The organism is Haloarcula sp. CBA1127 (assembly GCF_001485575.1).
Taxonomy (GTDB): domain Archaea; phylum Halobacteriota; class Halobacteria; order Halobacteriales; family Haloarculaceae; genus Haloarcula.
On the sequence record NZ_BCNB01000006.1, the window covers coordinates 36,795 to 49,985 of the forward strand.

16 protein-coding genes and 1 tRNA gene are annotated in these 13,191 nt (G+C 61.4%); 14 read left to right on the forward strand and 3 right to left on the reverse strand.

Annotated features, from left to right (window positions below; genetic code table 11):
* Positions 1–75: 75 nt before the first annotated feature.
* From AV059_RS04800 to AV059_RS04835, 8 genes are all read left to right on the forward strand, one after another.
* The gene (locus AV059_RS04800; RefSeq protein WP_058992630.1) at positions 76–1,116 is read left to right on the forward strand and encodes an ABC transporter permease; all 1,041 of its coding nucleotides are present in this window, start codon (positions 76–78) and stop codon (positions 1,114–1,116) included.
* Positions 1,116–2,573 (forward strand): ABC transporter permease, encoded by a 1,458-nt coding sequence (locus tag AV059_RS04805; RefSeq protein ID WP_079990726.1) that lies wholly within the window; start codon positions 1,116–1,118, stop codon positions 2,571–2,573. The genes AV059_RS04800 and AV059_RS04805 overlap by 1 nt, the downstream gene beginning before the upstream one ends.
* Positions 2,570–3,781: an ABC transporter ATP-binding protein gene (locus AV059_RS04810; RefSeq protein WP_058992634.1), complete on the forward strand. Its 1,212-nt coding sequence runs from the start codon at positions 2,570–2,572 to the stop codon at positions 3,779–3,781. Before AV059_RS04805 ends, AV059_RS04810 begins: the two co-directional genes overlap by 4 nt.
* Entirely contained in the window at positions 3,774–5,111 is a 1,338-nt protein-coding gene (locus tag AV059_RS04815) for an ABC transporter ATP-binding protein (RefSeq protein WP_058992636.1), read from the forward strand. Before AV059_RS04810 ends, AV059_RS04815 begins: the two co-directional genes overlap by 8 nt.
* A complete protein-coding gene (locus AV059_RS04820; protein ID WP_058992638.1) occupies positions 5,104–5,511 on the forward strand; it encodes a hypothetical protein in 408 nt (135 codons plus the stop codon). The genes AV059_RS04815 and AV059_RS04820 overlap by 8 nt, the downstream gene beginning before the upstream one ends.
* Before the next feature lie 37 nt (positions 5,512–5,548).
* Positions 5,549–6,073, forward strand: a complete 525-nt coding sequence (locus AV059_RS04825; RefSeq protein WP_058992640.1) for a hypothetical protein — start codon at positions 5,549–5,551, stop codon at positions 6,071–6,073.
* 147 nt (positions 6,074–6,220) lie between these two features.
* Positions 6,221–6,305, forward strand: a tRNA-Leu gene (locus tag AV059_RS04830).
* A 348-nt stretch (positions 6,306–6,653) separates the two neighbouring features.
* A complete protein-coding gene (locus tag AV059_RS04835; RefSeq protein ID WP_058992641.1) occupies positions 6,654–7,166 on the forward strand; it encodes a DUF5813 family protein in 513 nt (170 codons plus the stop codon).
* A 41-nt stretch (positions 7,167–7,207) separates the two neighbouring features.
* Here AV059_RS04835 and AV059_RS04840 read toward each other — a convergent pair whose 3' ends face one another.
* Positions 7,208–7,438, reverse strand: a complete 231-nt coding sequence (locus AV059_RS04840; RefSeq protein WP_014039505.1) for an Lrp/AsnC family transcriptional regulator — start codon at positions 7,436–7,438, stop codon at positions 7,208–7,210.
* Between the two features lie 2 nt (positions 7,439–7,440).
* Entirely contained in the window at positions 7,441–8,127 is a 687-nt protein-coding gene (locus AV059_RS04845; protein WP_005536044.1) for a TrkA family potassium uptake protein, read from the reverse strand.
* Positions 8,128–8,267: 140 nt separating this feature from the next.
* On the opposite strand from AV059_RS04845, the gene AV059_RS04850 reads away from it, so the two are divergent.
* Positions 8,268–8,498, forward strand: coding sequence for an Lrp/AsnC ligand binding domain-containing protein (locus tag AV059_RS04850; RefSeq protein WP_058992644.1), 231 nt, complete (start codon positions 8,268–8,270; stop codon positions 8,496–8,498).
* 52 nt (positions 8,499–8,550) lie between these two features.
* The gene (locus tag AV059_RS04855; RefSeq protein WP_058992646.1) at positions 8,551–8,871 is read left to right on the forward strand and encodes a hypothetical protein; all 321 of its coding nucleotides are present in this window, start codon (positions 8,551–8,553) and stop codon (positions 8,869–8,871) included.
* Here AV059_RS04855 and tmk read toward each other — a convergent pair.
* The gene (gene tmk, locus AV059_RS04860) at positions 8,868–9,455 is read right to left on the reverse strand and encodes a dTMP kinase (protein ID WP_058992648.1); all 588 of its coding nucleotides are present in this window, start codon (positions 9,453–9,455) and stop codon (positions 8,868–8,870) included. The genes AV059_RS04855 and tmk overlap by 4 nt on opposite strands.
* A 140-nt stretch (positions 9,456–9,595) precedes the next feature.
* On the opposite strand from tmk, the gene AV059_RS04865 reads away from it, so the two are divergent.
* The 4 genes from AV059_RS04865 (at position 9,596) to cofC (ending at position 13,191) form a co-directional block, all read left to right on the forward strand.
* Positions 9,596–10,495: a complex I NDUFA9 subunit family protein gene (locus AV059_RS04865; protein WP_058992650.1), complete on the forward strand. Its 900-nt coding sequence runs from the start codon at positions 9,596–9,598 to the stop codon at positions 10,493–10,495.
* Between the two features lie 137 nt (positions 10,496–10,632).
* Entirely contained in the window at positions 10,633–11,814 is a 1,182-nt protein-coding gene (locus AV059_RS04870; RefSeq protein WP_005536054.1) for a tubulin/FtsZ family protein, read from the forward strand.
* On the forward strand, positions 11,792–12,568 hold the full coding sequence (locus AV059_RS04875; protein WP_058992652.1) for a hypothetical protein: 777 nt from the start codon (positions 11,792–11,794) through the stop codon (positions 12,566–12,568). The genes AV059_RS04870 and AV059_RS04875 overlap by 23 nt, the downstream gene beginning before the upstream one ends.
* Positions 12,568–13,191, forward strand: a complete 624-nt coding sequence (gene cofC, locus AV059_RS04880; RefSeq protein WP_058992654.1) for a 2-phospho-L-lactate guanylyltransferase — start codon at positions 12,568–12,570, stop codon at positions 13,189–13,191. The genes AV059_RS04875 and cofC overlap by 1 nt, the downstream gene beginning before the upstream one ends.

Sequence of the window (13,191 nt, forward strand, 5' to 3'; positions counted from 1 at the left end):
GGTGACGGGAACAACTTCGCAGCCCTCAGAGATTATGAACTCACAAGTACCCGTACAACGGAGACAAGCTAAGCCATGAGCCGCGCTACGTATATGCTCAAGCGCTTGGTACTGTCAATCCCTGTTATTATATTTGGGACGACAGTAACGTTCGCAATTATCCGGCTGGGGCCGCTCAGTCCTGCAGCGGCGATCCTCGGCCCGCAAGGTGACGCACGCGCGATTCGACAGATCGAGCAACGGTTGGGATTGAACGAGCCGCTCTGGGAACAATACTTCGATTTCATGGGTAATCTGTTCCTGTTCGATCTGGGCCAGTCGTGGGTGATCAACTCCGGCACGCCGGCCGTCGACCTTATTGTTAGCTACGCACCGCGGACGATCTGGCTCGGATTCTGGGCGGTCGTGATCGCCATCGGAATCGGCATTCCGCTCGGCTTCTACGCCGGCCTGAATCCCAATACGTTCTCGGACTACTTCGCCTCCTTCGGCGGGATTGTCTGGCGAGCGATGCCGAACTTCTGGCTCGCGGTCATTCTGGTGACGGTGCTTTCGCAGTCGGAACAGCTGTTCGGGTTCAGCTGGACCAGCTTTATCGTCGAGACTAACGTCGTGACCTCGCCGAACCTCGCCGTGCTGAGGAGTCCTACAAGACTCATAACGGACCCGGGACAGGCATGGACCAACCTCGCAAAAGCGACAAAACAGATACTGCCGCCCGCGCTAGTACTCGGGTCCGCATCGATGGGTACAGAGATGCGTATCGGCCGAACTGCCGTGCTCGAAACTATCAACTCGAAGTACGTTGAGACGGCAAAGGCCAAAGGCGTCTCACCGCGGGCGCTGGTCTGGAAACATATCTTCCGGAACGCGCTGATTCCGCTCGTGCCGGTAATCACTGCGGAGGCGTTCATCCTGATCGGCGGGTCAGTGCTTGTCGAGACTGTCTTCTCGATTAATGGCATCGGCCTGCTGTTCGTCAAGGCGGCAAAACAGGGTGATCTGCCGCTTGTTGGAACACTGATGTATCTGTTCATCCTCCTTATCGTCGGGCTGAATATCGTACAGGACTTCGCGTACACAATTATCGATCCACGCGTGGGGTACGACGCATGATGGAGACAGAACCCACCGAAGACATCGATCAGCCGTTGCGGGACCGGCTCAAGGCGCATCCCGGGCCGGCACTGCTGTGGGGTGCTGTGCTCTGTGTCCTGTTACTGCTTGAGGGACCAACGTACCTCGATGGGCTGCTCGGTGCGATAGGCTACGGACTCGCGCTGCTCCCTGGATCGCCCGGCGCCGAGGCGTTCGCCAGTGCATCAGCCTTCTTCAGCGAACTACCACATCTGCTGAGCCGAGAACTGATACCCAACCGTGGGTACTACGACGGGAGCGCTTGGCAAGGCACGTTCCTCGGCCTTGAGCCGAAGTACGCATGGCTCATTCGCTTCCTGTTGGTATATGTCTATGTTGCAGTCTTGCTGGGCTGGCTGTGGTACGGCTACGTGCTCTTCCGTCGGCACTACCGCGCTGCTGACTGGACACCGACTGACGACGTCATCGACCGACTCCGAACCCACTACTGGGGTCTGTTCGGACTCGCTGTCGTCGTCTTCTTCGTTACGATGGCCGCGTTCGCACCCGTTGTCGGCCCAACGACGGCCGAAGAGAATATTGAAGGACCGTACTCCTACGATATGCAGTACTACAACGAAGACACGGAGACGGTCGAAACGATTACTATTGGCGAAGCGAACCTCGGTTCCGCTTCCCGTGGTAGCGGGGACAGCAATGTCGGCGTCTGGAGTTACGACGACTTCGGGCGGTTCCACCCTGTCGGAACGCTCGTCAGCGGTAAGGATCTGTTCACCTTCCTCGCCTTTGGCGCACGGGTGTCACTGTTCATCGGCCTCGGGTCGATGGCGATTGCAGGCTTTATCGCGACGACGCTGGCATTAGTTACCGCCTACTACAAGGGGGTGGCCGATCTCATCGTGGTACTGACCAGTGACTCCGTGCAGGCAATGCCAGCATTACTGCTGGTGATTCTTGCGACAGTGGTGTTCAAGAACCACTGGATAGCGGAGCTGTACAACGGAGCGATGCTGTTCATCCTCCTGTTTGCGCTGATACGCTGGCCAGGGCTGTGGCGAGCGGTACGTGGCCCTGCGTTACAGGTCGGCGAACAGGAGTGGGTCGACGCGGCAAAGAGTTACGGCCAGCGACCCACTGTGATTATGCGGAAACATATGGCTCCGTATATCCTCGGCTATCTCCTGGTTTACGCCTCCCTGACGCTCGGTGGCGTCATTATTTCCGTCTCTGCCCTCTCGTTCATCGGACTCGGGATTAACGCCCCGACTCCTGAGTGGGGGCGGGCGATCAACATCGGGCAGCAGTACGTCGCCAGTCAGTCCTGGCACATCTCGCTCATTCCGGGGCTCCTGATTACGCTGGTTGTCACCGGATTCAACGCGTTGAGCGACGGAATCCGTGACGCTATTGACCCACAGAGCGAGGGTGCTGAAGGCGGTGCAGCTGGCGCGGCCGCCGGAGGTGGTGGCGGATGAGCCACACCGAAGACGGCGAGCCGCTGCTGGCCGTTGATAACCTCCGGACCGTGTTCCACAGTGATAAAGAGGAGATCCGCGCTGTCGACGGGGTTTCCTTCGAAATCGCCCGTGGCGAGACGCTCGGTATCGTCGGCGAATCCGGTTCAGGCAAGAGCGTCACCGCACGCTCGATAATGGGACTGGTCGACAGTCCAGGCGAAATCCGCGAAGAGTCGTCCATACGGTTAGACGGGCGAGAGCTGACGACGCTTTCGGAGAAGCAATACCGGTCAGTTCGTGGCGGGGACATCGCGATGGTGTTTCAGGACCCGCTGAGCTCACTCAACCCCGTGTACACTGTCGGGAACCAGATCATCGAGGCGCTGGAGCTCCACCGAGATATGGAGGGCGCTGAGGCCAAGTCGGAGGCCATCGAACTGCTGCGTGCAGTCGGCATCCCCGACGCGGCACGGCGTGTCGATGAGTTCCCACACGAGTTCTCCGGCGGGATGCGTCAGCGAGCCGTCATCGCGATGGCACTGGCCTGTGACCCAGATCTGCTCATCTGTGATGAGCCGACGACAGCGCTCGATGTCACTATTCAGGCCCAGATTCTGGACCTGTTGCAGGAAATTCAGACGGAGCGTGATATCGGCATCATGTTCATTACGCACGACATGGGCGTCATCGCGGAAGTTGCTGACCGCGTCGCCGTGATGTACGCCGGCGAGGTCGTCGAGCAAGCACCTGTCGAGGAACTGTTCGCGAACCCACACCACCCATACACGCAGGGACTCCTGCAGAGCATTCCTGGCCGGAACCCCAGTACGGATCGGCTGCCCACTATCGAAGGAGACGTGCCGACGCCGCACGAATCGGCGTCGTACTGCCGGTTCGTCAGCCGGTGCCCGAAGGGCTTCGACGAATGTGAGCGGGTCCATCCCGCCCACGTCGAGGTCGGCGAATCAGCAGACCACACTGCCGCGTGTCTCCTGTACCCCGAAGATATGCCTACCGACGACACTGTGACACAGCACGAAGAGAACGCGGACCAGACAGGCGTCGAAGCAGACGAAGCACTGTCGGCGGACGACTGGCCGGCTGAGCGCCGAAAAGCTAGTGAGGATACTGGTCCCGAAGACAGCGACGCACGGGCCGATGGCGGCCACGGCCACAGTGCCGGTGACACCGGCGGACACAGTGAGGGGGGTGGCTCAGATGAGTGAATCAGTCGTCGACACTGTGTCCCACCAGACCGGCGAGACGTTGGTCGATGTGCAGGATCTGAAGACGTACTACGAAGACGGCGGGCTGCTTGGAAGCGATCCCGTAAAAGCCGTCGACGGCGTGAACTTCGAGATTGCACGCGGCGAGACGTTCGGGCTGGTCGGTGAATCCGGCTGTGGCAAGACGACTCTCGGTCGGACGCTCATCCAACTGGAGACGGCCACGTCCGGGGCGGTCTCCTTCGATGGAACGGATATAACCGAACTCAGCGGCGGCGACCTCAAGCAGTGGCGCCGCAACGCCCAAATGGTGTTTCAGGACCCCGAGTCGAGCCTCAACGACCGGATGACTGTCGGCGAGATCATCCGCGAACCGCTGGACGTTCACGAACAGGGCACGGCCCGCGAGCGTCGGGAGAAGGTGCGGACACTGCTCGACCAGGTCGGGCTCATGCCGGAGCACTACTACCGGTATCCCCACCAGTTCTCCGGCGGGCAGCGACAGCGAATCGGCATTGCTCGCGCACTCGCACTCGAACCGGAGTTCGTCGTCCTCGACGAGCCCGTTTCGGCACTCGACGTGTCCGTTCAGGCCCAGATACTCAATCTGCTAGAGGAACTTCAGGAGGAGTTCGGTCTCACGTACCTCTTCATCGCGCACGACCTGAGCGTGGTCCGGCACATCTGTGACCGCGTCGGGGTGATGTATCTCGGGAACCTCATGGAGGTCGGGCCGACGGAGCAGTTGTTCCAGAGCCCGGAAAACCCCTACACGCGCGCATTGCTGTCGGCGATTCCGGAACCGGACCCCACGGTTCAGGTGGACCGGATTACCCTGCCGGGATCACCACCGAGTCCACGGGACCCACCGGAAGGGTGTCCCTTCGCAACGCGGTGTCCCGTTCGGATTCGGCCAGAGGACATAGACGCTAGCGATGCGGTGTGGGACCGGATCCGAGAGTTCCGTGACGTCATTCGCGAGCGGTCCCGCGCGGAGCAGTCGATCGGTGAGCGGCTCAAGGAACGGCTCGGGTTCGACACCGCGCTGGCCGACAGCGAGGAGATCGTCGAAGAGGAGTTCGACGACGTGACCCTTCCGCCAGACGTACAGGAGCACGTCGAGCAGGCGGCGACGTATCTCAGTGATGGCGACCCCGACGCCGCACGGGCGTACCTCAGAGAAGTGTTCGGCGGTCAGTGTGACACCGAAACGCCGCAGTACTACGATGTTGACGACAGGCAGATGAGCTTCTGTCACCGGCATGCACAGGAGCACGTCTCCCCTGGCGACGAACTCCGCCAACGTGGCTACGACACGCACGATGGATAACCTGGCGGGAAAGGTACTCGATCTGCTGTGGTACGCCCTCGGTGTAACGCTCACAGCGACGCTTATCGGCGGCGTGCTCTCGCCGCTCCGTGGCGGTGGCTGGGTGACGGTGAAGTTCGTGCTGTTTTTTATCGGCTTCGCGCTGTTTGGCTACGCCTCGATCACACTGTGGCGTGCGCCCTCTCTCGATTCCGACGAGCCAGACGGGTCCGACGTGTCGTTCGGCGTGTCAGCGCGCGAGCGGACGCCGTTCGAGTCAGCGCTGGCCCGTGTCGCCCCGCCGCTCGATACGCTCGCCCCGCCCAAAGATCGACTCTCGCCGCCGGTGAAGCTCTTCGTTGCGAGTCTGTTCGTCCTCGGGCTCTCCCTGAGCATGGAGGTCGTCTTCGGCGTCCAGTGACACCACCATTTACCTCCCGCGGGCGTAACAACAGGATATGGTAAAGACAGGTGGCGAGGGGACGGACGACCTCGAACGGCTTGCCGCCGGTTCGGACGACCGCAAGGCATCGTGGAAACAGACGTTAGAAGAGACACAGGCACTGGCGGATCAGCGGCGTTCTAACGGCCGCGAGGCCGTCGTCGTCCCGGCCGGGGACGCGGGCCTGCAGACAGTCGACGACGGTGACGGACTCGAACTCGTGTTCGTCATTCCGGGCAACAAGGCCGAGGAAGTGACGCGCCTGGTCGAATCGAACCCCCTCGAAGCGTACGACGTGTACCGGCGGACGGTCGGAGAACAGGTGTTTCTGGCCGTCGAGTACTTCGATCCGGACGCCGCGTCGCTGTTCATCGCTGGCGCGTACGAACTCCGAGATGCCGGGAACGCGGTTCGCGCTGCGAACGACGGCGCGACGTTCCAGACGATGCTCAGAAAGCTGGACGGGACACCGGTCGCGACGTTCGACCACGCGGACCGGACGAAGTTCCTTCCGACCGATAGACTCCCGGTCGAAGAGTAGGGACCGATGTCAGAGGGGGTGACAGTCGAATCGGTGTGACACGGTCGCTGTCGGGTCTCCCCGACGTAACTGTGATGGGAGGCGGTGCCCACCTCGCAGTCCAAGACCGAAAGGACCATTCACTAGCCCCCGCAGAGTTCAATCTGCGCGAGGGTAGCCGAGCTTGGCCAAAGGCGGTGGGCTTAAGACCCGCTCCCGTAGGGGTCCGTGGGTTCGAATCCCATCCCTCGCATTCTGTTGCGAACAATCCGTGAGCAGCGAATGTCGTAGTGGGATTCGAACTCGATGCAAGCGCTCGCATTCGCGACGAGTGGACACGAGAGGCGATGCCAGCGTGGTGTGAATCGCCGCTCACCGGACGCCGGTGCCTGGGATGTTCGCCACAGTAGCCCACAAGAGACAGTCCTGACCGCTAATCTGTGTCACACTTTACAGCCGGACTTGGCTCAGATGTGGCCCAGATGCGTCGGTCACAGATTCGGGTGTGACGCTCAGACAGTAGCGTCGAGTGGCTAGCAATTCGAACGGAGACGGACCGGACACGACGCGTTTTTGCACGTCTGTGGCCTATACCGACGTAATGACTGATGTGCCAGACGACGTTGCCGAGGCGTTCGACCGACACGATGCACTCGTTCCGGCCGGGGACAGTTATGCCGTCGAGACGACGAACTTCGACGGCCGCGTGACTGCGACCGAGGGCGAGGAGTGGCGGACGAACTACGAGGTGACGGTCAGAGCGCCGTCGCTACAGGCCGCGACAAGCGACGAAGTCGGTGATGCCGTCGTCGACGGCTGGCTCGAAACGCTGGAACGACGGCTGGAAGACGCGCCGAAAGCGACCCGAACTGCCGTCGAACTGGACGATTACAGCGTCGTTGAGGACGGCGAGCAGGTCGTAGTCACGTTCGAGTACACGATGGGTGGCGAACGGCAGGCCGCGGACGTCGCCAAGACCTTCGTCGAGTACGTCGAGGGGACGTACGTGGAGGGCGTCATTCCCGGCTACGACTACGTCGGCGTCGTGGCTGACTTACTCAACTCTGCGAGTACCGGCGGGAGCGAGGGCTCTCGTGGCGGGACGCCGCTGTAGCTGTACGGTTCCAGGCACGGAAACAGAGAGAGCGCTCCGTCTCAATCCATCGCGATATAGGTCTGTGTCGTTTCGACGCCCTGGATTTCCTGAATATGTGTCGCTGCGACATCCTTGACTTCGGCGGGCGTCTCCACGTTTACTTTTGCGATAAAGTCGACGTCGCCGGCGACGATGTGGGCCTCGACGACGCCGTCGACGGCTTCGATATCACTTTTGAGACGGTCCGCGTCACCGGTGTGGGCTTTGACCATCACGTAGGCAATGACCATATTCAGGCACCTCCAAGCGCAGTCGCGCGTTCTGATTCACCGACAACGATACTACGGACATCAGAGAGCGTCCCAAAGTCGGCCAGTATCACGACTCGGTCACCGGCCTCTAGCGTTTCGTCCGGGTCGGGAATAGCGAGCGGGTCCTCACCTTTCCCGTGCGCCATCAGCCGGGAATCCGACGGAAGCTCCAGTTCCGACAGCGTGTACCCTTCCATCGGCGACTGCCGCTGGATAGTAAACTCCACGAGCTGGAGGTTCTGTGCGATGTCAGCGACTGCGCGGATATTCCCGCCCAGCAGCGCGTTCTTCGCGGCGATAGCGCCCAGCCGTTCGGGGTAGATGACCTCGTCGACATCGGAAGCATAGCGTCGGTAAATCTCCTCACGGTAGTCCTCGTCGATACGCATAACGGTTCGACAGCCGTGTTCCTTGGCGATCATGCAGGCGACGAAGTTGTCGTTCAGGTCGCCGGTGAGCGCGCCGAGTGCGTCGGCGGCTTCGAGGTCGGCGTTGCCGAGCGTCTCCTCAATAGCGCCGTCACCCGCGATTACCTCGAAACCAGCCGTTCGCGCGCGCTCGACTGCGTTCTCATCGCGCTCGATGAGGACAACTTCGTGGCCACTCTCTTGCAGGACGCGAGCCGTCCGCAGTCCGACACGGCCTGCACCCACGATAACGAATCGCATACACGCTCCTATGGGGCGGGGGTGAATAAAAGTACCCACCCGGTAGAATCACCGGACGCCTTGACCACATCACCAAACAACAAAGGGGTTGTTTCTCCCTGACGGAAGCTTTTTCGTGCTATGATACGACACACCACAATATGGTTAGCGCGTTCATTATGATCAAGACCGCTGCCGGCAAATCAGAAGAACTTCTTGCGGCGGTTCGCGACGCCGAGGGCATCACCGAAGCACATATCGTCGCCGGGCAGTACGACATCATCGGGGAAGCAACGGGTACGGAGGTGTACGATATCATGCAGTCGGTCTCAGGTCACGTCCGCGACCTCAACGGCGTCGCTGACACGCGCACGTACATCTGTTTGGAGTGAGCGCCCCGCGTTGTTCCGACACGGCAAAGGGACTTGCCGCCCTACGTCGAACATGGTCAGTGTCGCCGGTATTATCGGCCTGCTCGTCATCGTGCTGGTCAACAGTGCTGTGACGGCGCTCATGACGCGCTTTTTCCGCGTCCGTTTGCACACGCGGTGGGGAAGCCTCGTTTACTCACTGCTCCTCTGTCCGGTAGTCATGGTCGTCATCCTGCTGGTGTTGAGTGGCGTGTTCAGTCTCGGTCCGAACCTCGGGAGTCAGGCGGCTGTCCTCCTCGTGACTGTCGTTATTCCGCTCGCTACCGGGATTACGTTCGATTACTTCTGGATGCCTGCCCCCGACGAGGTCGAACTGCCGGCGTCGATGGATTAATCGAGAATCGCCGCTCGGACGCGTTCGTACACGGTGTCCGGATCGGCGGTCGCGTCGACGCGTACGAACCGCTCCGTGTCGGCGTCAATGAGTCGCTCGTAGTTGTCCCGAACCGTTGAAAGATAGTCAGCGGTCTCGAACTTGTTCGTTGCGCCGCTTCGCCGTGCGGCGGTTTCGGGATCGAGGTCGAGATACACGGTCCGGTCCGGCGGGCGGGTCCAGGGGGCATGGACTTCTCGGACGTACGACAGCGGATCGTCGAACGTCTCACTAGCTTCGAGTGTCGCACCCTGATAGGCGTACCGCGAGTCGCTGTAGCGGTCGGAGACGACAAGCCGGTCCTCGTTGAGCGCCGGTCGGACCGTGTTCGAGAGATGCGCGGCGTGGTCGGCCGTGTAGAGGAACAGTTCGGCCAGCGAGTCCGCGTCGTCGTCGTCGATGGAGCGCTGGACGGCGTCTCCGTACCAGGTGTCGGTCGGTTCGCGCGTGAAGACGGCGTCATCTGGGACCGTGTCGTCGCTTCGGAGCCGTTCCCACACGGTCGTCTTGCCGCTCCCGTCCAATCCTTCGAGCGTGACGAGCATACCTCACAATCCGTGTGGGGGGACGTAAGCGCCCCGACCTGGACAGTGCATCCGTAAGCTGACACAAGTGACCGGACTGCGGGCCGACAAGACGAACAAATACGCCCACCTTTACGGTTCTACCGACCGTACTGGAGCCTATGGATGTACTTGTCGTCGGCGGGACTGGCTTCATCGGACAACACCTGTGCCGCGAACTCGATGAGCGAGGACACACCGTCACTGCGCTGTCCCGGTCACCGGAGGACGCGACGCTACCAGACGGCGTCGAAACCGTCGCCGGGGATGTCACGGAGTACGACAGCATCGAGAGCGCGTTCGAAGATCAGGACGCGGTGTATTTCCTGGTCGCACTGTCGCCCCTGTTCAAGCCGGATGGCGGGGACAAGATGCACGAACGCATCCATCTCGGCGGGACAGAAAACAGCGTGCAGGCCGCAGAGGAGCACGACGTCGAACGGTTCGTCCAGCTGAGCGCACTGGGTGCAGACCCCAATGGCGACACGCATTACATCCGGTCGAAGGGCCGGGCCGAGCAGGTCGTTACGGAGTCCACGCTGGACTGGACTATCTTCCGGCCGTCGGTTGTCTTCGGCGAGGGTGGGGAGTTCGTCTCCTTCACGAAGCGCCTCAAGGGGATGTTCGCGCCGGGCGTCCCGCTGTATCCGCTCCCCGGCGGCGGCAGACAGACGAAGTTCCAGCCTATCTGGGTCGGTGACCTCGTGCCGATGCTCGTCGACAGTATCGAGTCCGACGAGCACGTCGGCGAGGCGTACGAAATCGGCGGGCCGGAAGTGCTGTCGCTCAGAGAGGTGACAAGCCAGGTGTATGATGCCGAGGCGTCGTCGGTAAGCATCGTCCCCCTTCCGATGCCGCTCGCGAAGGTCGGTCTCTCTGTCTTGGGGAGCGTCGGGTTCCCGATGGGTGCCGACCAGTACCGCTCGCTCAAATTCGATAACACTCCGGCGACGAACGAAATCGACGCGTTCGGCGCCAGTAGTGACTCTTTAACGACGCTCAGCGGATACCTCCACCGATAAGGACTGGCAGTAGTCACCACCTATAGGGGTTTGTGTAAGCTAGGATTTGTTTTCAAGCCAGGCTTTCAAGGTTGAGAGCCGGGCAAAACACTTATACTCGCTATCGCTCTTTGACCCTTTAAGCGGAGAACTATATAATGAAACTGGCGATGATCGGCTTCGGGCAGGCCGGTGGCAAAATTGTGGACAAATTCCTCGAGTACGACAAGGAAACCGGCTCGGGAATCGTCCGCTCGGCTGTTGCGGTCAATACAGCGAAAGCAGACCTGCTTGGGCTAGAACACATTCCGGAAGAGAATCGAGTGCTCATTGGCCAGGCCCGCGTCAAGGGCCACGGGGTGGGCGCGGACAACGAACTCGGCGCGGAAATCGCCGAAGAGGATATCGACGAGGTGCAGGGTGCAATTGACAATATCCCTGTCCACGAAGTCGACGCCTTCCTCATCGTCGCCGGGCTCGGCGGCGGGACGGGGTCGGGCGGATCGCCGGTCGTCGCGAAACACCTCAAACGCATCTACACCGAACCGGTATACGGGCTGGGCGTCCTGCCGGGCAGCGACGAGGGTGGCATCTACACCCTCAACGCCGCTCGCTCGTTCCAGACGTTCGTGCGCGAGGTGGACAACCTGATGGTGTTCGATAACGACGCCTGGCGACAGACCGGCGAGTCCGTCGAGGGTGGCTACGACCACATCAACGAGGAGATCGTCCGGCGCTTCGGCGTGCTGTTCGGGGCCGGCGAGATCGAAGCCGGCGACAACGTCGCCGAGAGCGTCGTCGACTCCTCCGAGATCATCAACACGCTCGACGGCGGCGGCGTGTCCACCGTCGGGTACGCCTCCGAGGACGTCGAGGTATCCTCTGGCGGCGGCGGCCTGCTCTCACGGTTCAAGGGCGACGACTCGTCAGACGATGGAATGGATACGGCGAACACGACGAACCGGATCACCTCGCTCGTCCGGAAAGCCGCGCTCGGCCGGCTGACGCTTCCCTGTGAGATCGAGGGTGCAGAGCGTGCCCTGCTCGTGATGGCAGGGCCGCCGGAGCACCTGAACCGGAAGGGAATAGAGCGCGGCCGGAAGTGGCTCGAGGAGCAGACCGGTTCGATGGAGGTCCGCGGTGGCGACTATCCGACCAACGCCCCGAAAGTGGCCGCGTCCATCCTGTTGGCCGGCGTTCACAACGTTCCCCGCATCAAGGAACTCCAGCAGGTCGCCATCGAGGCACAGGACAACATCGACGATATCCGTAACCAAAGCGAAGATAACTTAGAGGACTTAGTCGAAGACGACGAAGATGAACTTGATCCGCTGTTCTAACAAGACCGCCGCACTCCTCTGTGTTGTCGCGCTGCTCGCGACCGCCGGCACAGCGAGTGCGTTCTCTGTCTCTGCCGAGGGAGTCCCGAGCGAGACGGCCGTCGAGGAAGAGGTGTCGGTGACGTACACGATTGACGACCCGTTCACCGACGCACCGAACGAGTGGACGCTCGCCGGTTCGACCGAACTCCAGAACGTTAGCTGGACGGTCACTGTGTTGCGTGCGGGTAGCCAGGTGAGCCAGGAAACCTACGGTGACCAGTCCTTCGAGCAGGACCTAGAGATCGACAATAACGGAGACCAGGTTCAAGTCGAACTCGTCGGCACGACGCCGGCCATCTCGAACTACACGTACGACCCGGCACAGAACTATCAGGTCGCCTCGCTCAGTCGTATCAGTGGGAGCAACGAGGACGAGTTCCGGAACGACACTGCCCGCCACTACACTGAAGAGAGCCAGTCAGCGAGACAGGCAATCGACGACGCGCAGGCCGCAATCGACGAAGCCGGTGGGAACGAAAACGCCGAGGAGCTAGTCAGTAGCGCCATCTCCTCATACGAGAACGGGAACTTCCAGAACGCCCAGGATCTCGCCGGACAGGCCGAGAATAAGGCACAGCAGGCCCAGCAGAGCGCCCAGACTCAGCAAACGCTCCTGTTGGTCGGCGGCGGACTTATCGTCCTCCTGTTGCTGGTCGGTGGCGGCTACTACGCGTACACCCAGATGAGTGAGGACGAGTACTCCAAGCTGTAATGCGTCTCGCCGTCCCCGTCTCGGGGTCTGACCCCAAAACGCGACTTGCATCCGTTCTTTCTCCCGACGAGCGCCGTGATTTTACCGAAGCGATGCTTGCAGACGTCGTCGACGCGGTGACAGCGGCAGGCCACGAACCCGAAGTCATCTCGACAGCACCACTCGACTGTGCCGTGCCGGTCACTGTCGACGACCGCAGGCTCGACCCGCTCGTCAACGACCTGCTCGCGTCGACAGTGGCCGATGACAGGGGAGAACTCGCCGTCGTGATGGCAGATCTGCCGCTCGTAACGCCGAAAAGCATCGAGCGACTGCTCGCCCCCGACGCCGACATCGTGCTGGCTCCAGGTCTAGGTGGCGGGACGAACGCCTTCGTCTGTCGCCACCCCGAGTTCAGGGTGGACTACCACGGCGCGTCGATACGTGACCACCGGCGGATTGCCCGGGACGTGGGAGCCAGCGTGACCGAAGTTGACTCACGGCGGCTTGCGACCGACATCGACGAACCGGGCGACCTCGCTGAGGTACTGTTACACAGCGACGGCGCGGCCGCGGACTGGCTCACTGACGCCGATTTCAGTCTGTCGCTCACAGACGGCCGTGTCACCGTGAGCCGCGAGTGA